The sequence below is a fragment of the Rhodoplanes elegans genome (assembly GCF_016653355.1).
Classification (GTDB): domain Bacteria; phylum Pseudomonadota; class Alphaproteobacteria; order Rhizobiales; family Xanthobacteraceae; genus Rhodoplanes; species Rhodoplanes elegans.
In genome coordinates, this window is the sequence record NZ_NHSK01000168.1 from 1 (window position 1) to 20,315 (window position 20,315).

21 protein-coding genes and 1 pseudogene are annotated in these 20,315 nt (G+C 71.4%); 9 read left to right on the plus strand and 13 right to left on the minus strand.

Features of this window, described 5'->3' with window-relative positions:
• A pseudogene (locus CCR97_RS32350) lies at window positions 1-121 on the minus strand (IS110 family transposase); the annotation flags it as partial.
• A 325-nt stretch (window positions 122-446) separates the two neighbouring features.
• Here CCR97_RS32350 and CCR97_RS21065 point away from each other — a divergent pair.
• The gene (locus CCR97_RS21065; RefSeq protein WP_111360567.1) at window positions 447-791 is read left to right on the plus strand and encodes a hypothetical protein; all 345 of its coding nucleotides are present in this window, start codon (window positions 447-449) and stop codon (window positions 789-791) included.
• A 298-nt stretch (window positions 792-1,089) separates the two neighbouring features.
• Window positions 1,090-1,785 carry a TerC family protein gene (locus CCR97_RS21070; protein ID WP_111360568.1) on the plus strand — a complete coding sequence of 232 codons (696 nt, stop codon included), beginning with the start codon at window positions 1,090-1,092 and terminating at the stop codon, window positions 1,783-1,785.
• Window positions 1,786-1,790: 5 nt separating this feature from the next.
• Here the strand turns inward: CCR97_RS21070 and CCR97_RS21075 are convergent, their stop codons facing one another.
• The 4 genes from CCR97_RS21075 to CCR97_RS21090 all read right to left on the minus strand — a co-directional run bounded on the left by CCR97_RS21075 (window position 1,791) and on the right by CCR97_RS21090 (window position 5,934).
• A complete protein-coding gene (locus tag CCR97_RS21075; protein WP_201159814.1) occupies window positions 1,791-2,399 on the minus strand; it encodes a DUF2478 domain-containing protein in 609 nt (202 codons plus the stop codon).
• 96 nt (window positions 2,400-2,495) lie between these two features.
• Window positions 2,496-3,203 carry a TetR/AcrR family transcriptional regulator gene (locus tag CCR97_RS21080; protein ID WP_201159815.1) on the minus strand — a complete coding sequence of 236 codons (708 nt, stop codon included), beginning with the start codon at window positions 3,201-3,203 and terminating at the stop codon, window positions 2,496-2,498.
• 83 nt (window positions 3,204-3,286) lie between these two features.
• The gene (locus tag CCR97_RS21085) at window positions 3,287-4,675 is read right to left on the minus strand and encodes an ABC1 kinase family protein (protein ID WP_111359943.1); all 1,389 of its coding nucleotides are present in this window, start codon (window positions 4,673-4,675) and stop codon (window positions 3,287-3,289) included.
• Window positions 4,676-4,779: 104 nt separating this feature from the next.
• The gene (locus CCR97_RS21090) at window positions 4,780-5,934 is read right to left on the minus strand and encodes an alpha/beta fold hydrolase (protein WP_111359942.1); all 1,155 of its coding nucleotides are present in this window, start codon (window positions 5,932-5,934) and stop codon (window positions 4,780-4,782) included.
• A gap of 289 nt (window positions 5,935-6,223) precedes the next feature.
• On the opposite strand from CCR97_RS21090, the gene CCR97_RS21095 reads away from it, so the two are divergent.
• Window positions 6,224-6,412 (plus strand): hypothetical protein, encoded by a 189-nt coding sequence (locus tag CCR97_RS21095; protein ID WP_111359941.1) that lies wholly within the window; start codon window positions 6,224-6,226, stop codon window positions 6,410-6,412.
• A gap of 319 nt (window positions 6,413-6,731) precedes the next feature.
• On the opposite strand, the gene CCR97_RS21100 is transcribed toward CCR97_RS21095, so the two are convergent.
• Together CCR97_RS21100 and CCR97_RS21105 are read right to left on the minus strand one after the other, a co-directional pair.
• Window positions 6,732-9,950 (minus strand): efflux RND transporter permease subunit, encoded by a 3,219-nt coding sequence (locus CCR97_RS21100; RefSeq protein WP_111360104.1) that lies wholly within the window; start codon window positions 9,948-9,950, stop codon window positions 6,732-6,734.
• Window positions 9,951-10,134: 184 nt separating this feature from the next.
• Window positions 10,135-11,355 carry an efflux RND transporter periplasmic adaptor subunit gene (locus CCR97_RS21105; protein ID WP_111355570.1) on the minus strand — a complete coding sequence of 407 codons (1,221 nt, stop codon included), beginning with the start codon at window positions 11,353-11,355 and terminating at the stop codon, window positions 10,135-10,137.
• Window positions 11,356-11,459: 104 nt separating this feature from the next.
• Here CCR97_RS21105 and CCR97_RS21110 point away from each other — a divergent pair, with 104 nt between their 5' ends.
• Window positions 11,460-12,059: a TetR/AcrR family transcriptional regulator gene (locus tag CCR97_RS21110; protein ID WP_111355571.1), complete on the plus strand. Its 600-nt coding sequence runs from the start codon at window positions 11,460-11,462 to the stop codon at window positions 12,057-12,059.
• On the opposite strand, the gene CCR97_RS21115 is transcribed toward CCR97_RS21110, so the two are convergent.
• From CCR97_RS21115 to CCR97_RS21140, 6 genes are all read right to left on the minus strand, one after another.
• Complete coding sequence (locus tag CCR97_RS21115; RefSeq protein ID WP_111355572.1) at window positions 12,056-12,715, minus strand: phosphoribosyltransferase; 660 nt, start codon at window positions 12,713-12,715, stop codon at window positions 12,056-12,058. The two genes, CCR97_RS21110 and CCR97_RS21115, sit on opposite strands and share 4 nt — an antisense overlap.
• A 53-nt stretch (window positions 12,716-12,768) precedes the next feature.
• Window positions 12,769-13,398 carry a bifunctional nicotinamidase/pyrazinamidase gene (gene pncA, locus CCR97_RS21120; RefSeq protein WP_111355573.1) on the minus strand — a complete coding sequence of 210 codons (630 nt, stop codon included), beginning with the start codon at window positions 13,396-13,398 and terminating at the stop codon, window positions 12,769-12,771.
• Window positions 13,399-13,465: 67 nt separating this feature from the next.
• Complete coding sequence (locus CCR97_RS21125; protein WP_201159816.1) at window positions 13,466-14,290, minus strand: universal stress protein; 825 nt, start codon at window positions 14,288-14,290, stop codon at window positions 13,466-13,468.
• A gap of 93 nt (window positions 14,291-14,383) precedes the next feature.
• Window positions 14,384-14,944 carry an Hsp20/alpha crystallin family protein gene (locus CCR97_RS21130; protein ID WP_244670593.1) on the minus strand — a complete coding sequence of 187 codons (561 nt, stop codon included), beginning with the start codon at window positions 14,942-14,944 and terminating at the stop codon, window positions 14,384-14,386.
• 199 nt (window positions 14,945-15,143) lie between these two features.
• Window positions 15,144-15,668: a phasin family protein gene (locus tag CCR97_RS21135; protein WP_111355575.1), complete on the minus strand. Its 525-nt coding sequence runs from the start codon at window positions 15,666-15,668 to the stop codon at window positions 15,144-15,146.
• A gap of 59 nt (window positions 15,669-15,727) precedes the next feature.
• On the minus strand, window positions 15,728-16,414 hold the full coding sequence (locus tag CCR97_RS21140; protein ID WP_111355576.1) for a helix-turn-helix domain-containing protein: 687 nt from the start codon (window positions 16,412-16,414) through the stop codon (window positions 15,728-15,730).
• Between the two features lie 175 nt (window positions 16,415-16,589).
• Between CCR97_RS21140 and CCR97_RS21145 the strand changes: the two genes are divergently transcribed.
• The 5 genes from CCR97_RS21145 to CCR97_RS21165 all read left to right on the plus strand — a co-directional run bounded on the left by CCR97_RS21145 (window position 16,590) and on the right by CCR97_RS21165 (window position 20,218).
• The gene (locus CCR97_RS21145) at window positions 16,590-18,131 is read left to right on the plus strand and encodes a PAS domain S-box protein (protein WP_244670594.1); all 1,542 of its coding nucleotides are present in this window, start codon (window positions 16,590-16,592) and stop codon (window positions 18,129-18,131) included.
• Window positions 18,121-18,780, plus strand: a complete 660-nt coding sequence (gene fixJ / locus CCR97_RS21150; RefSeq protein ID WP_111355577.1) for a response regulator FixJ — start codon at window positions 18,121-18,123, stop codon at window positions 18,778-18,780. Before CCR97_RS21145 ends, fixJ begins: the two co-directional genes overlap by 11 nt.
• 202 nt (window positions 18,781-18,982) lie before the next feature.
• Complete coding sequence (locus CCR97_RS21155; RefSeq protein ID WP_111355578.1) at window positions 18,983-19,462, plus strand: response regulator; 480 nt, start codon at window positions 18,983-18,985, stop codon at window positions 19,460-19,462.
• 160 nt (window positions 19,463-19,622) lie between these two features.
• Window positions 19,623-19,871, plus strand: coding sequence for a nucleotidyltransferase family protein (locus tag CCR97_RS21160; RefSeq protein ID WP_338049123.1), 249 nt, complete (start codon window positions 19,623-19,625; stop codon window positions 19,869-19,871).
• Window positions 19,871-20,218 carry a HepT-like ribonuclease domain-containing protein gene (locus CCR97_RS21165; RefSeq protein WP_111355580.1) on the plus strand — a complete coding sequence of 116 codons (348 nt, stop codon included), beginning with the start codon at window positions 19,871-19,873 and terminating at the stop codon, window positions 20,216-20,218. Before CCR97_RS21160 ends, CCR97_RS21165 begins: the two co-directional genes overlap by 1 nt.
• Window positions 20,219-20,315 lie beyond the last annotated feature (97 nt).

Here is a 20,315-nt window from a genome sequence, read left to right on the forward strand (position 1 = left end):
ACGCCTCCACCTCCTTGCGACGAAGCCGCTTGCGCAGCACCGGCTGCTCGGCCGCGTCCACCCCGTGCAGTTGAAAGATATGCTTCGACGTATCCATTCCGATGCGGATACTCTGGCTCACGGACGGCCCCCTCGTTTGAGATCTTCACCGACCTCATTCTGGCACAGCGATGCCGTAGGGGGCCGTCCACACCATCAACCCCTGTCTTTCGTGAGTCACTGCCGCCGGGCGCACCGGGCGTATGGATCCCGGGCACGCGGACCTGCGGTCCGCGCCCCGGGATGACCATACTCTCGATTATCCGAACTCCGCGCGACGATCCCCCGTAGATCTACGCCCCCGGCGATGCGGATTTTCGCCGGCCGAACGGCTGCCTAACTCTATATGCACGGTGGCGCCTCCCGTCCTTGGGCCGGCGCCCGTCGCGCGTCACGAGGAGGGCCCGATGTCGCTTCTCCATCCGTCCTACGATCACGCTCCGCTCCGCCGCGAAGGCTCCGGCCCGCGCATGTTCGGGGTCTATTCGCTCGCCGCCGTGCTGCTCGTCGTGCTGGCCGCCCGCCTGGTGCCGAGCACGCTGGCGCTGCCGGCGCTCAGCCTCGCCGCGCTCGCCGCCGCCGGGCTCTTCGCGCTCGTCGCGACGCTGCGGAACGAGCCGCACAGCGGCGACGTTACGAGCTGGGACATCGCCGGCGTTCTCGCTCTGGTCGGCTTCTCGGCCGCCATGCTGAGCGAGGCCGAGCACGTCGTCTCGGCCTTCGGCCACATGCTGGTGGCGATGGCGCACTGACGACGGCGGAACGACGGCGAACTGATGTGAGTTGGTAAGAAGTCTTCGGGCGTCGATCCGCTTGCGGATCGCGTCCCGGCCGGTCCGGGCCCCTCTGGCAGCGTCCTGCTGCGATGTCGGACTGGAAGTCCCTTGGGAGTGGCCCGGTGCTGTTCGTCCTATCCTTCGGCGCAGATCCGCGTCGCGGTGAGCCGTTCTCGCCGCGGCGCAGCTGTGCTCCGACGGCGTCGCTTCAGGTTCTCTCCCGCCCGAAACCGGGCGCCCCGCGCGGGCGCATCAGCAGCAGGAGAGAGATTGGATGTGGGAGACCCTCACCACCGAGTTCCTGACGAGCAGCGCGCTCACCGCGCTGGCCCAGGTCGTGATGATCGACCTGGTGCTGGCCGGCGACAACGCCATCGTCATCGGCCTCGCCGCCGCCGGCCTTCCGCGTGAGCAGCGGGCGCGCGCCATCCTGCTCGGCATCGGCGCGGCGACGCTGCTGCGCATCGGATTCGCGGCCGTCACGACCCAGCTTCTGCAGATCGTCGGGCTCTTGCTCGCCGGCGGCCTCCTCCTCCTGTGGGTGTCCTGGAAGATGTGGCGCGAGCTTCGCGCCCAGCACGTCGTGGCGAGCGACGCCTCGGGGCGGGTGGACGACGTCCGCATCAATGCCGACGGCACGCTGACCGCCGTGACGCGGCAGAAGACCTTCGCCCAGGCGGCTTGGCAGATCGTCGTCGCCGACATCTCGATGTCGCTCGACAACGTGCTGGCGGTCGCCGGCGCGGCGCGCGAGCATCCCTGGGTGCTGGTCTTCGGCCTCGGCCTGTCGATCGCCCTGATGGGCATCGCGGCGAACTACATCGCCGCGCTGTTGCAGCGGCACCGCTGGGTGGCCTATGTCGGCCTCGCCGTGATCCTGTACGTGTCGCTGGAGATGATCTGGCGCGGCGGCCACGAGATCTGGCCGATCGTCGGCACGTATTTCGGCGTCTCGCCGGCGGCGGGCTGACGCCGTCACTCCGCGACGGCAGGCTCCGGCACGCGCCCGGCGACGGTCCGGGCGCGTGGCTGGCCCGCCCACCAGGCGTCGAGCGCATCGGCGTCGGCCGCGACCGTCACGGCCAGCGGCCCGGCGAAAGCCGACCAGGCGGCGGCGAGCGCCGGGGCCACCGAGGTGACGACCGGCAGGTCCGCCGCGATGGCGTCCTGGAACGCCTCGACGAGGCCGTGCCGGTCGACCTCCACCTTGCCGAACTTGGACAGGATCACGAGGTCGGCGCCGGCCGCGATCGCCGCCTGCACGAGGCCGCAGGCCTCGGCGAGGCCGCCCGGATCGAGATTGCAGGCGGTCGACTCGCGGCCGAGATTCTGGCTGATCGAGATGCGGCGGCCATCGCCGAGGTCGCGCAGGAACAGGCCCCCGCAGGGGCCGTCGCCGCAGTCGGCCTCCTCGACGACGCCGACCACACGCACCCCCTCGCGCATGCGCCGCATCGCGAAGGCGGCCATCAGGGCCTGGATCTCGGTGCCCGTGGTTCCCGACAGCGCCGCGACCGGAGCCTGCGGCTCGTCGGCCGCTGTCCCGTGGGCCGTCCCGCCGGGCTCTGGGAGGTCGCTGGTCATGCCCGCCATCCTGGTATCGGCCCAAATATCGACCTATCCTATATCGACCGAGGAACAGCTTCAAGGCGTCGCCCCGGGGTCGGCCGGCCGCCGGCCTCACGGCCGCTGCGGCCGCCGCGGCCCCGGCCGGCCGGGCTTCGGCGCCCCCGGCCCGCGGGCGCCATCGACGAACAGGCGGATTCCGCGGCGCAGCCGCTCGAGCTTCTTGGGTGTCATCCGGCCGTCCTCGAGACCGAGCACGACGAAGCGGCGCGGTCCGAGAACCGTCGCCTGCAGGAAGTGCTGAGCTGCGAACACGCAGTCGTCGAGCGCGAGCTCGCCGCGGGCGACCGCCTGCTCGAGGATCTTGCAGACCGCCCCGATCGAGCGGGCGCCGGCGAAGTCGTAGAGGATCCGGGCGAGCTCCGGGAACCGCCCGACCTGGGCCGTGACCATGCGGTCGAGCGCGACCGATTCGGGCGTGGTGCTGATCCGCAGAAGCTCGATCGCCACCCGCTCGAGCAGCTGCTCGATCGGCGCGCCGTTCGCCGGGACCGCATCCAGGCTCGGAAAGTTCCGCTCCGCCAGGCGGATCACCACGGCGGCGAACAGGTCGGCCTTGCTGCCGAACTGGGCGTAGAAGGCGCGCTTCGAGACGCGCGCTTTGGCGACCACGGTGTCGATGCCGGTGCGCTCGTAGCCGACGCCGAGGAACAGCGTGGTGGCGACGTCGATGATGCGGTCGGTGGCTTTCGCCGCTGGGTCCTTGTCCGGGGGGGCGGCGACGCGCTCCCGCGCAGGGGCGGACCTCTTGGATGGCGACATCACACCGGCTCACGGTTCGAGCGACAGGCTGTTCCTTTAAAGCAGTCGCGCCACGATGCAAGACGGCGGGTTAGGCTAGTACCCTAGCCATTACTAGAGGGGACCGGCAACCCGGCCCCGGTCAGTGCCCGGCGCTGCCGCTCCGCCACCTGGTCGACCGAGAAATGCTCGATCGCCTCGTTGAACAGGCGGTGATAGTTCAGCCGCGAATCGAGATGCAGGAAGACGCCGCCGAGCCCGATGGCGGCGCGGTCCATGAACACGAACTCCTGCGGGATCGTCACCGGCCCCTTCTCCTTGAGCGCGCGGTGCACCGTGAAAGCCTCGCGGCGGCCGTACTCGCCGGGCTTCACGCCGTCCGCGATGGTGCGCACGCGATCCTCCATCACGGGTCCGAAGATGAAGCGTGCCCAGATGTTGAGGATGTCGATCAGCTCGTTGGAAAGCCCGCGGAAGCCCCATGCCTCGTAGGCGGCGACGATCCGTTCGCGATCGTTCGCGAGGAGCCCGTGATAGAGGTCGACGACACCCGCGACGAAGCGCGGCGGGAAGATGCGGATGCAGCCGTAGTCGAGCAGGTTGATGCCGGCCGGCGCGCCGTCCACCAGGAGGGCCGTGTAGTTGCCGAGATGCGGGTCGCCGTGGATGACGCCGAAGCGACTGAACGGCAGCCACCAGGCGCGGTAGAGCGCCTCGGCGAGGCGGTTGCGGACCTCGATGTCGGCGGTCTTGTAGGCGAGCAGGCGCTGGCCCTCGAGCCAGTCGAGGGTGAGGAGCCGCTTGGTCGACAGCTCCGGCCGGACGCCCGGCACCTTCACGGTCGGCACGTCGGCCAGCACGGTCTGGTAGAGCCGGACGTGCTTCGCCTCGCGCTCGTAGTCGAGCTCCTCGCGCACCCGCGCGGCGATCTCCTTGGCGATCTCGCTGGTGTCGATCGCGGCGTCCATGCGCCGGTGCAGGGCGAACAGCCAGCCGAGCTGCTGGAGATCCGCCTCCACGGCCGACTGCATGTCGGGATACTGGAGCTTGCAGGCGAGCAGCGCGCCGTCGTGCGCGGTCGCCCGGTGGACCTGGCCGAGCGAGGCGGCGGCGGCCGGCTTGTGCTCGAAGTTCGCGAACCGCTCCTGCCAGCCCGGTCCGAGCTCGGCCTGCATGCGGCGCTTGACGAAGGCCCAGCCCATCGGCGGCGCCTCGCTCTGAAGCTTGGCGAGCTCCTCGGCGTATTCGGGGGGCAGAAGGTCCGGCACGGTGGCCATCAGCTGGGCCACCTTCATGATCGGCCCCTTGAGGCTGCCGAGCGCCGCGGCGAGATCGGCCGCGCCGGTCTCGCGATCGTGGCTGCCACTCAGCAGCCGCGTCGCCGCGAGCCGCGCCGCGACCCCGCCGACATTGGCGCCGACCCGGGCGTAACGCCTCGCCCGGGCCGAGAAACGGTTCTTTTCGAGATCGTTGGTCTTGTCGAGATCGCTCATGACACCCATTCGGCCGGAGTGTCCGATATAGGGATGCCGGCGGGCAAGTGCCACCGCGCGCCCGCGACAGCGTGAACGCGGGGTCAAGCGAGCGATTGCGAAGCTCAGGCGGCGCGGTCGCGGTCGGCGCGGGCGTCCGGCCGGTCGAGCCAGGCGACGATCGCGGGCCACGTCTCGGCGAGCGTCCGCCGGCCCATGAACAAGCCGAGATGGGTCGCCGGCGCCTCCATGGTGGCGAGATCGGCCGGCGGCGTGCCGAGCGCCCGCGCCGCGGCGAGCACCGCCGCGGTGCCGACCACGCTGTCGTCGCGCCCCGCCAGCAGCAGCACCGGCATCCGCACCGCTGCGAGGTCGATGCGCCGGCCGAGCGCCGTGAAGGCGCCGCGCACCAGCCGATTCTCCTTGTAGAGCCACTCGACGGTCTGCAGGTAGAACGGCCCCGGCAGGTCGACGGTCCAGTCGTACCAGTCGCAGAACCGCTGCAGCAGCGGCTCCTCGGCGGGCTCGGGCGCGAGGCCCGGATGCGGCGCGGCGACCTGCAGCTCGTGGCGGATCGCCTCCGGCGTGGTCGGCGCCGTGCCCCACAGGCCGAGCATGAGCTGGCCGAGCAGCCGGCCGTCGCCGAACCGCAGCAGCTCGGCGAACTGCGACAGCGGCGTCGCGGCGGCGATGCGGGCGAGCCCGGAGTCGCCGGCGGCGAGATCGAGCGGCGCGCCGGCGACCACCAGCCGCCGGACCTTCTTCGGGAACCGCGCCGCGAACAGCAGCGCCATCCAGCCGCCCTGGCAGACCCCGATCAGGTCGACCGGCCCGTCGAGGGCGTCGATCGCGACGTTGAGGTCGGCGAGCAGCGTGTCGATGGTGAACAGCCGCATGCTCGGCGTGGCCGGGCGCCAGGCGACGAGATGCAGGTCGCGGCGGCCGCAGGCGAGGAGGGTCTCGACCAGGCTGTGGCCGGGGGCGAAGTCGGCGACCGTCGCGCCGTGCAGCGCATAGGGCCCGCAGACGACGGTCGGCGGCGGCGCGGGTCCGGCCGCGGCCGGCGACGTCGCGGAGAAGTCGAGCAGCGTCAAGGACGGCAGCGTCAGCTCCGTGCGATGCGGGGTAGTCCAGGACGGGCGGGCGAGCGGCGGGCGCAGGCCCTCGTCGGTCGCCGCCCGGCGGGCGATCTCGTGCAGAAAGGCGGCGGTCGCCTCGCTGGCCGACACGGCCGCCAGCATCGGCCACAGCAACGCGGAGGGGAATGACGGACCCGGCATGGACGTCCCCCTGATACCGACGGCCCCGCCGGGATCGCGCAGCGAAGCTGCCGCGACCGCGACACCGTGACAGACAGGGACGTGAGGGTCCGAACCGCGGGCCACAAAGTCCGGGGCGCGCGAAGAAAGGGTACGCCTTCCCGGCGCGGCCGACAAGAACGACGGCAGGGTCGGGCATGGATGGGGCTGCCCACACTTGCGCTCGCCCCCTGCGGGGGCCCGCGTTCGCCCGGATGCCTCGGCGCGGCGAACCGGTTATGCTGCCTCCGTGTTCAGGAGCGGAGACCGCATGCCCTACATCATCACCGGACACGATACCGCCGGCGCCCTCACCCTCAAGCGCGAGACCCCTGCCGCCGCCATCAAGAAGGCGGACGAGCTGATGGGAGAAGGCGTCACCGGGGTCGAGATCACCGACCAGGACGGCCGCCACTACAGCGTCGCCGAGTTCGCCGAGCGCCACACCGAACGGGCGTGAAGGGCAGCGTCCCGCCGACGGGCCAGAGTGCCCGAATATCGCCGACTCGGCACCCCCTCACCCGGAGCTCACGCTGTCGCGCGAGCTCCGACCTCTCCCCGCTGGGGAGAGGTGACCGGAACTCGTCGCGGCTCTTCATTATCACGACGGCTGTTGATTGCGCCGGCAGAACGGCGCACGGATTTCGGCTGACCCGTGCAAGCCCGCGAAGCGCGGGACCCTTCACCTCTCCCCGGCGGGGAGAGGTCGACGCGCGTAGCGCGTCGGGTGAGGGGGTGCCGAGCCATCGCAGTCGCGACCATCCCCTCGAAAGCGGAACTCACTCCGCCGGCGCGCCGTGCGGTGCGACGGGGGCGGCCGGTGCGCCGGCGACTGCATGGGCCGGCGCGGCGCCGGTGTGTTTGAGCGGGCGGTTGCCGGTGAGGGCGCGCAAGAGCACGTAGAACACCGGCGTCAGCACGATGCCGAACAGCGTCACGCCGATCATGCCGGAGAACACCGCGACGCCCATGGCGCGGCGCATCTCGGCGCCGGCGCCGGTCGAGACGACCAGCGGCAGCACGCCCATGACGAACGCCATCGACGTCATCAGGATCGGCCGCAGCCGCAGCCGGCTCGCCTCGATCGCCGCGGCGACCGGCGCGCGGCCGGCGAACTCCAGCTCGCGGGCGAACTCGACGATCAGGATGGCGTTCTTGGCCGACAGGCCGACCAGCACGACGAGCCCGATCTGGGTGAAGATGTTGTTGTCGCCGCCGGCGATCCACACGCCCGTCATGGCGGCGAGGAGCCCCATCGGCACGATCATGATGATGGCGAGCGGCAGCGTCAGGCTCTCGTAGAGCGCGGCCAGCACCAGGAACACCAGCAGGATCGCGATCGGGAACACGATCACGCCCGAGTTGCCGGCGAGGATCTCCTGATAGGTCAGCTCGGTCCACTCGAAGTCGAAGCCCTTGGGCAGCGTCTCCTTGGCGATGCGGGCGATGGCATCCTGGGCCTGGCCGGTGGAGAAGCCGGGCGCCGCGGCGCCGTTGATGTCGGCGGCGAGAAAGCCGTTGTAGCGCATGGCGCGCTCCGGCCCGGACGACGGCTGCACCTTCAGGACGGCGGCGAGCGGGATCATCTCGCCCGTGGTCGAGCGCACCTTCAGCACGCCGAGATCGTCGGGCCGCGCCCGGAACGGCGCGTCGGCCTGGACGCGCACCGAGTAGGTGCGGCCGAACTTGTTGAAGTCGTTCACGTAGGCCGAGCCGAGATAGACCTGCAGGGTCTCGAACACGTCGGCCACCGGCACCGAGAGCTGGCGCGCCTTGGTGCGGTCGATGTCGGCATAGAGCTGCGGCACGTTGATCTGGAAGCTGGAGAAGGTGCCGACCAGCTCGGGCGTCTGCATCGCCTTGGCCGTGAAGGCGTCGACGGCGCTCTTCAGGGCGCCGTAGCCCTGCCCGGTGCGGTCCTCGATCTGCAGCTTGAAGCCGCCGATGGTGCCGAGCCCCTCGACCGGGGGCGGCGGGAACATGGCGACGAACGCCTCCTCGATGACGGCGAACTTCTTGTTCAGCTCCATTGCGAGCGCCGGGCCGGACAGGGCGGCGCTCTTGCGCTCCTCGAACGGCTTCAGCCCGACGAACACGATGCCGGCATTGGACGAGTTGGTGAAGCCCGAGATCGACAGGCCCGGAAACGCGATGGCGTCCTGCACGCCTTCGGTCTTCAGGGCGATGTCGCTCATCGTCCTGATCACCTCCTCGGTGCGGTCGAGCGTCGCCCCGTCGGGCAGGCGCGCGAAGCCGACCAGATACTGCTTGTCCTGGCCCGGCACGAAGCCGCCCGGCACCGCCTGGAACAGCCCGAACGTGACGCCGATCAGCACCAGATAGATCCCCATCGCGATCGCCCGATGCGAGATGATCCGTCCGACGCTGCTGCCGTAGGCGTCCGAGCTCTTGCGGAACGCGGCGTTGAACCCGCGGAAGAACCAGCCGAGCGCCCGGTCGAGACCGCGGGTGACCGCGTCCTTCGGCGCGTCGTGGCCCTTCAGCAGCAGGGCGGCGAGCGCCGGCGACAAGGTGAGCGAGTTGATCGCCGAGATGACGGTCGAGATCGCGATGGTGAGGGCGAACTGCCGATAGAACTGGCCGGTCAGGCCGGAGATGAAGGCGAGCGGCACGAACACGGCGACCAACACGAGGGCGATGGCGATGATCGGCCCTGACACCTCCTCCATGGCCCGGTAGCTCGCCTCCAGCGGCGACAGCCCAGACTCGATGTTGCGCTCGACGTTCTCGACCACCACGATCGCGTCGTCGACCACGATGCCGATCGCCAGCACCAGGCCGAACAGCGTGAGCGCGTTGATCGAGAAGCCGAAGGCGTGCATGACCGCGAAGGTGCCGACGATCGACACCGGCACGGCGAGCAGCGGGATGATCGAGGCCCGCCAGGTCTGCAGGAAGACGATCACCACCAGCACGACGAGCGCGATCGCCTCCAGCAGCGTGTGCACGACGGCCTCGATCGAGGCGCGGATGAACTGGGTCGGATCGTAGACGATCGAGTAGGTGACGCCCTCGGGCATGGCGCCCTGCAGCTCGGCCATCGTCTTGCGGACGTTGTCCGAGATGGCGAGCGCGTTCGAGCCCGGCGACTGGAAGATGCCGAGCGCCACGGCCGACTTGTTGTTGAGGAGCGAGCGCAGCGCGTATTCGGAGGCGCCGAGCTCGATGCGGGCGATGTCGGCGAGCCGCACCACGGCGCCGTCCTGGCCGGTCTTGACGATGATCTCGCCGAACTCTTCCGCCGTCTCCAGCCGGCCCTGCGCGTTGACCGAGAGCTGATAGTCTAGGCCGGCGGCGTTGGGCGGCCCGCCGATCACGCCGGCGGCGGCCTGGACGTTCTGGGCGCGGATTTCGCGCACCACGTCGCCGGGCGAGAGGCCGTGCTCGGCGAGCTTGGGCGGGTCGAGCCACACCCGCATCGCGTAGTCGCCGCCGCCGAAGATCTGCACGTCGCCGATCCCCTCGATGCGCTTGAGCCGGTCGCGCACGTTGAGGACGGCGTAGTTGCGCAGGTACGTGATGTCGTAGCGGTCGTTGGGCGACAGCAGATGCACCACCATGGTGAGGTTGGGCGAGCTCTTCACCGTGGTGATGCCGAGCCGGCGCACGTCCTCGGGCAGGCGCGGCTCGGCCTGGGCGACGCGGTTCTGCACGAGCTGCTGCGCCTTGTCCGGGTCGGTGCCGAGACGGAACGTGACGGTCAGCGTCATCAGGCCGTCGGTCGTCGCCTGGCTCTCCATGTAGAGCATGCCCTCGACGCCGTTGACGGCCTCCTCGATCGGGGTCGCGACCGACTCGGCGATGACGCGCGGCGCGGCGCCCGGATAGGTCGCCCGCACCACGACGGAGGGCGGCGCCACCTCGGGATATTCCGAGATCGGCATCACCCGCATCGCGAGGAGACCGGCCAGGAAGATCAGCACCGACAGGACGCCGGCGAAGATCGGACGATCGATGAAGAAGCGGGAGAAGGACATCGGGGGTGGTCCGTTTCAATCACGACCGGGAATCTGATCTGGTCGTTCCGGGGCGGCGCGAAGCGCCGAGCCCGGAACCCATACTCCCGGTGTTTCGAGAGTAACGAGCACCGGGGTTATGGATTCCGGGCTCGCGGACCTGATTGTCCGCGCCCCGGAATGACGGGGGACGAGTGTCGCCGCGCTACTGCGCCTCGCTCACCTTCACGCCGTCGGGCTTCGACCACGAGGCCGTGTCCATGCCGACCGGCTTGGGGTCGACGACGGCGCCGGGGCGCACCCGCTGCAAGCCGTTGACGACGATGCGCTCGCCCTCCTGCAGGCCGCTGGTGACGACGCGCAGCCCCTCCACGTTCGGACCGAGCCCGATGGGCCGGTAGGTGGCCTTGTTGTCGTCGCCGACGACCAGCACGAACCGCTTGTCCTGGTCGGTGCCGACGGCGCGCTCGTTGACGAGCAGGGCCGGCTCCGGCTTCGGCTGGCCCATGCGGAGCCGGACGAACTGGCCCGGCATCAGGGCGCCGCGCGGATTGTCGAACACGGCGCGCACCCGCACCGTGCCGGTGCGGCCGTCGACCTGGTTGTCGATGAGCTGCATGGTGCCGGCGAGCGGCTCGCCGCCACCGCGGTCGAGCAGCACCGGGATGCGGTCGACCGCGGTGTGGGCGTCTTCGGTCCGCTCGGCCGCCGCGATGGCATCGAGGGCGCGACGCACCGCCCCCTCGTCGGCGTCGAAGCGGGCGTAGATCGGATCGACCGAGACCAGGGTGGTGAGCACCGGCGCCGTCGCCCCGGCCGCCACCAGGTTGCCGACCGTCACGTCCTGGCGCCCGACCCGGCCGGACACCGGGGCGCGCACCTGCGTCCAGTCGAGGTTCAGCCGCGCCGTCGCCAGGCTCGCCTGCACGGCCTGGAGGTTGGCGGCGGCCTCGCGCTCGGCGTTGACGCGCTGGTCGAGGTCGCGCTGTGACACGGTGCGCGAGCCGAACAGCTGCTGGCCGCGCTCCAGGTCGTTGCGGGCGAGCGCCAGGCGCGCCTCGGCGGCCGAGACCTGCGCCTCGGCCCGGGCCACCTCGGCGGCGTAGGGGGCGGGGTCGATGGTGACGAGGAGGTCGCCCTTCTGGACCAGCGCGCCCTCGACGAAATGCACGTTCTGCACGGCGCCGGCCACCCGCGGCCGCACCTCGACCCGCTCGACCGCCTCCAGGCGGCCGGAGAACTCGGCGAACAGCGCGACCGGGCGGCGCTCCACGGCGGCGACCGAGACCGGCACGGCGGCCGGCGCGGCAGCGGCCGGCGTGCTCGACCGGGCCGGGCCGACGGCGAGCTGCGTCACGCCGGCGATCCCGGCCGCGACGATCGCCACCAGCGCGGTGCCGGCCAGAATGGTATGATGGGGGGTCATGCTGCGCTCCGTCCACTTCTTTAGCGGCCACTACATAAATGCCTGGACGGGGCGCGTCAAGGCACTTATATAGCGATCAGTAAAAAACAAGAAGGTGAACCGACTTGGCCCTGGGACGCCCGCGTACCTTCGACATGGACGAGGCCCTGGACCGCGCCCTCCAGGTGTTCTGGCGGCGCGGCTACGAGGGCGCCTCAATCGCCGAGCTGACCCAGGCGATCGGCATCGCGCCGCCGAGCCTCTACGCCGCCTTCGGCAACAAGGAAGGCCTGTTCCGCAAGGTCCTGGAGCGCTACGTCGCGGTGCGCACCAAGTTCTGGGACGAGGCCCTGGCGGCGCCGACCGCCCGCGAGATGATCTCCCGGCTCCTGCACGGCACCGCCGACTTCATGACCGACGCCTGCAACCCGCCCGGCTGCCTGCTGGTGCGCGGCACCGTCGCCTGCTCCGACATGGCGCAGGACATCCACCAGGAGCTGATCTCCAAGCGGCGCGAGGGCGAGCGGATGGTGTGCGAGCGCCTGCTCGCGGCCAAGGCGGCGGGCGAGCTGCCCGCCGACCTCGATCCGAAAGGCTTCGCGTGCTTCATCGCGACCGTGCTAGAGGGCATGTCGGTGCATGCCGCCGGCGGCGCGACGCGCGACGACCTGCACGCCGTCGCCGCGATGGCGATGCGGGCCTGGCCGGCGCCGGCCGCCGGCTAATCCGGGCCGGGTCGTTCGGCAGCGCGCCGGCCAGCGAGCGCCGTCAACACCTCGGCGTCCGGCACCTGATGGAAGTCCTCGTAGAAGGCGCCGATCGCCGGAAACCAGGCGGGCGTCTCCAGGCAGACGACGGCGTCCGCTTCCTCGCTCAGGGCGGCGAGGCTGTCGGGGGCACCGACCGGCACGGCGAGCACCAGCCGGGCCGGACCATCCCGCCGGAGTGCGCGCACCCCCGCCCGCGCGGTCGCGCCAGTGGCGAGGCCGTCGTCGACCAGGATGACGGTCCGTCCGGCGATCGTGGCGGGCGGCCGGTCGCCGCGGTAGCGGGCTTGGCGTCGGGCGATCTCGGCCTGCTCGTCGGCGCAGGCGGCCCGGAAGGTCGCCGCGTCGATCCGCGCGGCCTGGATCACGTCCTCGTTGCGCAGCACGATCGGCGGGTCGCCCTCGGCGACGGCACCCATCGCCAGCTCCGGCTGGTCCGGCAGCCCGATCTTGCGGACGATCAGGACGTCGAGCGGAGCCTCGAGCGCCGCCGCGATCTCGGCCGCCACCGGCACGCCGCCGCGCGGCAGCGCCAGCACCACGGGCGCCTCGTCCTTCAGATCCGCCAGCGCGGCGGCGAGGCGCCGCCCGGCGTCACGACGATCGACGAACATGCCGCCCTCCGGTTCGGGATGCGGCCGGCTCCCTGGGCGGACCGAACCCGTCGTCACATCGTCTCGGCGAGGGACACGCCGAGATCCACCAGCGTCCGCCGGGTGGCGGCGACCGAGCCGTCGACATCGATGCCGCGGCAGCCCTCCTCGACCACGGTCACGTCGAAGCCGAGCTGGCGCGCGTCCTCGGCCGAGAAGCGGACGCAGAAGTCGAGCGCAAGCCCCACCACGACGACACGGGAGAAGCCGCGCTCGCGCAGATAGCCGGCGAGGCCGGTCGGGGTCCGGCGGTCGTTCTCGAAGAAGGCCGAGTAGGAATCGATCTCGCGCCGAAAACCTTTGCGGAGAACGAGGGCGGCGTGGGGGATCCGCAAATGGCGATGGAACGCCGCGCCCTCGGTCTCCTGCACGCAATGGTCCGGCCAGACGATCTGGTCGCCGTAGGCCAGCGTCACCTGATCGAACGGCTGGCGCCCGGCATGCACCGAGGCGAAGGAGTGGTGCCCGGCCGGGTGCCAGTCCTGGGTCAGCACGACGTGCCGGAACTTCTCGGCGAGCCGCAGGATCGGCGCCACCACGGCGTCGCCGTCCGGCACCGGCAGCGCGCCGCCGGGACAGAAGTCGTTCTGGACGTCCACCACCAGGAGGACGTCGCGGTCGTCGATCGCCGCACCCACACCCATGTCGCTCTCCGCACTGTCCGGACCGCCGAGCCCGCACCGTCGACGGTATTTCGGTGCGCAGTATGGCTCAGTGCGACAGCAGGCAACAGACCGGGCTTCCGGTCAGAAGCCCGCGCGTCACCCCGCCGAACATCCATTCGCCGAGCCGGCTGTGGCCGTAGCCGCCGGCGACGATCAGGTCGACGCGCTCCTCGCGGGCGAGCCGGACCAGCGCCTCGGTCGCGCTGCCCTCGTCGTGCAGCGTGACGGTCGCCGCGACGGCGATGCGGTGGCGCGCCAGATAACGACCGACCTCGTCGAGGTTCTGCCGGGCCGCGGCCTCGTCGGCCGCCGGGCAGACCTCGGCGACCATCACCTTGTCGGCCTCGTGGAGGAACGGCAGCGCATCGGTCAGCGCGCGGCGCGCCTCGCGGGTGTCCTTCCAGGCGACCAGGATCTTGGCCGGCGCCAGCCGCTCGACGTCGGCCGGCACCAGCACGACGGGCCGGCCGGCCCGCAGGATCACGCTGCCGGGGTCGAGCGAGCGGAACACGTCGTCGGGCTGCGGCCCGCTGCCGATCACGATCAGGTCGGCGGCGCGCGCCGCCCGCGACACCGCCTCGATCGGAAAGTCGAGGCTGCCGCGCCATTCGACCGGTCGGTTGCCGGGACCGACCAGAGCGCGGAAATGCGCCCCGAGGCTGCCGAGCTCCTCGGTCATCGCCAGCTTCTCCTCGGCCGAGGGACCGAAGTCGACGACCAGGCCCTCCGCCGCGAACGGCGGCCGCGGGCCGACCCCGGCGACGCCGATCAGGGTCGCGTGAAACCGCTCGGCGAGGCCGCTCGCCAGCCGCACGCGGGCGTCCGACGCCGCGTCGATGCCGACATGAACCATCACGGTCGCATAGGACATGGCTCGCTCCTCACCTGGTTGGGCAGCCTCCTGGCCCGTGGCCCTGCCCCCGTCCCCGCGCCCGATCCCCGTGCTCGGCCCGCCGGCCGACGCTCAGCCCTTCGCCTCCACGGCGATGGTCTTGGCGGTCTTGGGCGGCTCCGCCGCCTTGGGCAGCGTGACGGTCAGCACGCCGTCGGCGACCCGCGCCGCGATGGCGTCCTCGGCGATGCCGGCGGGCAGCTGGAACGACCGCTGGAACGATCCGAAGCGGCGCTCGGCCACGTGCCAGCCCTCGCGGGTCTCGTCACGCTCCTCCTTCTTCTCGCCCTTGATGGTGAGAATGCCGTCGGCGAGCGTCACCTGGACGGCCTCCGGCGGAATGCCGGGCAGCTCGGCCGTGATCTGATAGGCCGCGTCGGTCTCGACCAGATCGACGGCGGGACGGCGGACGCCGGCCTCGTCGGCGAGCAGCGACGGCCGCATGGCGAAGAAGCCGCTGCCGAACGGGACGTCGAAGCCGCGTCCGAAGTCCTCGAACAGGCGGTCCATCTGGCGGCGCAGTCGCTCGAAGGGATCCCGGCCGGACAGCGCGCGCGGCGCGGGCGGGGTCGGCGACGGCATCTGCGACGGCTGTGTCGCGGGGGCCTGCACGACAGTCTCGGTCTCGGCCATGATGGTCTCCTTTTCGGATCTCGGGTGGTCTCCTTTCCGACCCCGCCGGACCTCGGCGGAGCGATGAACGAGGATAGGATCGGGCCGCCCGCGGGTGTTGACGGCGGTCAATTCCGCCCGGGCCACGGGCGCCGCGGAGCACGACGACAGGCGCACGGCAAAAGGCCGGACGCCGCACCGGTCAGCGCCGCCCGGCGTCCTAGGGATCGTCGCCGCCGGCCGGCGCGAAGCCGCGCGCCGCATCGCCCATCAGCTTCTCGCCGGCGGTCCAGAGGTCCTTGCCCTGGGTGAGCGCGGTTTCGAACTGGCGGGCCGCGAAGCGGCTCGACAGCGCGATCATGTCGGGCACCGAGGTGGTCTCCGCCATGGCGGCGGCGAAGCCGAAGCCGGCCGTCATGTTGGTCTCGAACGCGGCGAGCATCTTGCGGCCGAGCGCGGCGCCGTCGTGCAGCGCCTCCGAGAACGCCTGGTCGGTGAACGGCGGGTCGGTGAAGGCTTGGTCGGCGTCCTCCGGCCCGCGCGCGGGATTAGGTCCGGGTTCGGACCCGGGTGCGGCCCGGCCGGTCTCGCCCGCCGGATCGTCGGCGCCGGCTCGTCCGCGCTCACCGGCGCTCGCACGGGCGCCGGGTGGAGCGGTGCCGGACGGACCGGTGCTGGACGGATAATCGAGCGGGGGCAGACCCGGCATCTCGCCGGGCGGATCGGACGGCGTCTTCGCCGGCATGACACAACTCCTCGGCCCGGGCTCTCCCGGGACGCCCAAGGGGACCACCGAGGAGGCTTCTAGGCGTGCAGGCGCTTCAGCGCCTTGCGGTCGCGCAACACGATGCGCCGACAGGTCGGCACCGCGATGGCGCCCGTGCTCTCGAGCTGGGTGAGAGTCCGCGAGATCGTCTCGATCGTCAATCCGAGATAGTCGGCGATGTCCTGGCGCGACATCGGGAGCTCGATCTGGTCGGTCACGCCCATCCGCTCGGCAAGCTCGAGCAGGAAGCAGGCGACCCGCTCCTGGGCGCTGCGGATCAGCACCAGCATATGGGTGCGCACCTGCTGCAGCTCGCGCGCCGTCAGCGCCCACAGCATGTGGGAGACGCGATGCTCGGCCTCGGCGAGCGACACCAGGGCGCTACGCTTGATCACCAGAAGCACCGAGCGGGTCACTGCCTCGGCCGAGCAATGGTGGGCCGCGGTCGCCTCCAGGCCGAACACCTCGCCGGGCAGATAGAACGAGCTGATCTGCCGGCGGCCGTCGTCCAGCACCTTGTAGGTGCGGGCGGCGCCCGAGACCACCTTGTACACGTAGGTCGTCGGCTCGCCCTCGCCGAAGATCTCGGCGTTGCGGGCGAAGGCCATCCGCACCCCGAGGGCGTCCAGGCCGGGCGCCCCGCCGTTGCCCTGCTCGGCGGACCACCGATCCGCCGGCTTGGCCGGGTGGGTGGGGCTCAGCGTCTGCGCGTTCTGCATCAACATCGGCGCGGGCTCGCTCGGGGGCTGGCTCGCCTGGGGACTGGAAAGCCACCCTGCAACGTAGGAACGCGGACGGCGTCGCGAAATTCGGGTATGGTCCCTAAGGGCTGTCCCGGAGCAATCCGGATGGCCGAGACCCGGCCGCGGCCGCCCGGTGCCCGAGCCGGCGGAGATCGTGATGGCGGAGATCGAGCTGCGATCGTCGGACCCGCACCCGGCTGCCGCGATCGTCCCGCCCTCCGGGCGCGCCCGGCCGGTGCGGGAACGGGCCGTCTGGTACATCGCCGGGGCGGCGCTGCCGGTTCTCGCCTACCTGCTCCATCAGGCCGCATCCGGACTCTCCGAGGCGCAGGCCGATCTCGTCTTCATGGTGCCCCCGGTCCTGATCGTCGGAGCCTTCGGTGGGCTCGGCCCGGGCGTCCTCGCCACCGTGCTGGCGCTCGGCCTGCACCTGATGCCGTTCGGCGCGCCGCTCGGGGCGACCGGGCCGGCGCTGATCTCCGGCGCCACCTTCGGCCTGATCGGGCTCGGCATGGCGGTGTTCGGCGAGCGGCTGCGGCTCGCCCGCGACGAGGCGGCGGCCCGCACCCGCGGCCTGATGGCCCGCGAGGCGCACCTGCAGTCGATCCTCTCCAACGTGCCCGACGCCGTGATCATCGCCGACGAGCGCGGCCGCATCGAGCTGTTCAGCACCGCGGCCGAGCGGCTGTTCGGCTACACGGCCGCCGAGGTGCGCGGCAAGACGCTCGGAATCCTGATGCCGCAGCCCTACAGCGAGGCGCACCAGGGCCAGGTCGAGCGCTACCTCCGCACCGGCGAGCGCCACATCATCGGCACCGGGCGGGTCGTGGTGGGCGAGCGCAAGGACGGCTCGACCTTCCCGATCGCGCTGACGGTCGGCGAGATGCGGTCCGACGGCCGGCGCTTCTTCACCGGCTTCGTGCGCGACCTCACCGAGCGGCAGGAGACCGAGGCGCAGCTCCAGCGCCTGCAGTCGGAGCTCCTGCACGTCTCCCGCCTCACCGCCATGGGCGAGATGGCCTCGGCGCTCGCCCACGAGCTCAACCAGCCGCTGTCGGCGATCGCCAACTATCTCACCGGCTCGCGCCGCCTGCTCGCCGACCCGGCCGAGGACAAGCTCGCGATGGTGCGCGAGGCGATCGACGCCGCCGTGGCGCAGTCGCTGCGCGCCGGCCAGATCATCCGCCGGCTGCGCGACTTCGTCGCCAACCGCGAGCCCGAGAAGCGGGTCGAGAGCCTGAAGGCGCTGATCGAGGAGACGAGCGCGCTGGCCCTGGTCGGCGCCCGCGAGAGCGGCGTGCGGGTGCGGCTGATGCTCGACCCGGCGGCCGATCGCGTGTTCGTCGACCGGGTGCAGATCCAGCAGGTTCTGCTCAACCTGATGCGCAACGCCATCGAGGCCATGGAGGCCTCGCCGCAGCGCATCCTCACGGTGGCGACCGGCCCCGGACCGGACCGCAGCGTGATGGTGGAGGTCGCCGACACGGGCAGCGGCATCGCGTCCGAGATCGCCGGCCAGCTGTTCCAGCCGTTCGCCACCACCAAGGCCTACGGCATGGGCATCGGCCTGTCGATCTCGCGCACCATCGTCGAGGGGCACGACGGCCGCATCTGGGCCGAGCCCTGCCCTGGCGGCGGCGCGTCGTTCCGGTTTACACTGCCGGCCGTGGTGGGCGAGGAACTCGGCGATGTCGGCTGACGCGGTCGTTCATGTCGCGGTGGTTCATGTCATCGACGACGACGAATCGGTGCGCAAGTCGCTCGACTTCCTGCTGCGCGCCGCCGGCTTCCGCACCGCCACCTACGAGACCGCGACGGCCTTCCTGCAGGCGCTTCCCGACGTCGCGCCGGGCTGCATCGTCACCGACGTGAAGATGCCGGAGGTGAGCGGCGTCGAGCTTCTGAAGACGCTGCGCGCCCGCGAGGTGCGCATGCCCGTCGTCGTCATCACCGGCCACGCCGACGTGCCGATGGCCGTCGAGGCGATGAAGAACGGCGCCGTCGACTTTCTGGAGAAGCCGTTCGACGACGAGGTGCTGCTCGTCTCGATCCGCACCGCGCTCGCCGCCGCCGCCAGCGCCGCCGAGCGCGAGGCGGCCCGCAACGACCTGCGCACCCGCATTGCCGCGCTGTCGCGCCGCGAGCGCGAGGTCCTGGACGGGCTGGTCGCCGGCAAGCCCAACAAGACGATCGCCTGGGACCTCGGGATCAGCCCGCGCACCGTCGAGATCTACCGGGCCAACGTGATGACCAAGATGCGTGCGGTCAGCCTCTCCGAGCTGGTGCGCATGACCCTCCTGGCCGAGCTCGAGGACCAGCCGGCCGGCTCCGCCGACCCGGTGCGCTGACCGGCGCGCCGCCCCCGCCCGCCGCTCCGTCGCGACGCCGGCGTCATTTTGAGCGGCGTCAAGACACCGCCCGGGGATTGGTCTCTTCTCGCCTGCGGTCCCCGCCGGCATCCGCGCCGCGAGCGGCGGCGGCCCGATCCAATCGAGACGCCGCCGCGCGTCGGACGCGCGCGGCCATCGGCGGAGCCCGTGGTCCAGCGCCATGACACGGAACGATCCGGCCCGGAACGACCCCGCGCGCGACGGCGCCACACCGAACGGCGCCGGCGATCACCGCGACGCCGCGTCCCTGCCGACCATCGTGGTCGTCGACGGCGACCCGGCGTTGCGCCACGCGCTGCGCTTCGCGCTCGGGGTGGAAGGCTTCGCGGTGCGCGCCTTTGCCTGCGCGGCCGACCTGTTGTCCTCCGACGATCTCGCCGACCTCGCCTGCGTGGTGACCGAGGCGCGGCTGCCCGACATGGCGGGGCTCGATCTCGTCGCGCGGCTGCGCCGCCGCCGCGCCCGCCTGCCCGCCTTGCTGATCACGGCCGATCCGAGCCTGCGCCTGCGCCGCGCCGCCGCCGACGCCGGGGTTCCCCTGATCGAGCAGCCGCTCAACGGCGATAGCGTGGTGGAGGGCGTGCTGGCGCTGGTGGCGGGCCGGGATTCCAGCGATCACGGCCGGCCGGCGGAGGCGTGAGACCGCACCGGCGACCGACGCGGGCCGCGGCCAGGGGCTTCGGGCTTTGATGACGTCCGCGCGCCTGTGATACGCTCGGCTCATGACGACGACGTCCGCATCCCTGAAGCCCAGGTCCAGGGCGGAGGTTCTGGACCGGCTGCGGTCCGAGGCCGACGCCGTGAAGGCGCTCGGCGTCACGTCCCTGTATCTGTTCGGCTCGGCCCTGCGCGACGAGATCGGGCCGGCGAGCGACGTCGACGTGTTCGTCGACTACGATCCCCAGGGCCCCTTCAACGCCTTCGATCTTGTGGCCGCGAAGCGTCATCTGGAGGAGCAGCTCGGGGTTCGGGTGGATCTCACCACGCGCCGGGGCCTGCATCCGCTGATCCGGGCCGAGGTCGAGAAAACGGCCCTGCGCGTCTTCTGATGCCCGACCGCTCGCCACTCCTGCGCATCCACGACATGCTCAAGAGCATTCGAGGAATCGAGGAGGCGCTCGCCGGCGTCAGCTTCGACGACTATGCCGGGTCGTGGCTTCTTCGCTCCGCCGTGGAGCGCGGCATCGAGGTGATCTCGGAAGCGAGCCGGCATATCGGCGCCAACGCGAAGGCGCGGCACCCGGAGGTCCGCTGGAAGGACATCGCCGGGATCGGGAACATTCTCCGCCACGAGTATCAGACCGTCGACAGTCTGATCATCTGGAAAGCCGTCACCCACGACCTTCCTATCCTGAAACGCGCTCTGCTGGCGATCCGGGCATCGCTGGAGCGGTGACGCCGGCGTTGCAAACGCGACGGCGCGACACCGTGGCCCTCTTGTCGCCCGGTGAGTGAATGCGCGACAGTTCTGGTCGAGATCCGGTGCGCCGGAT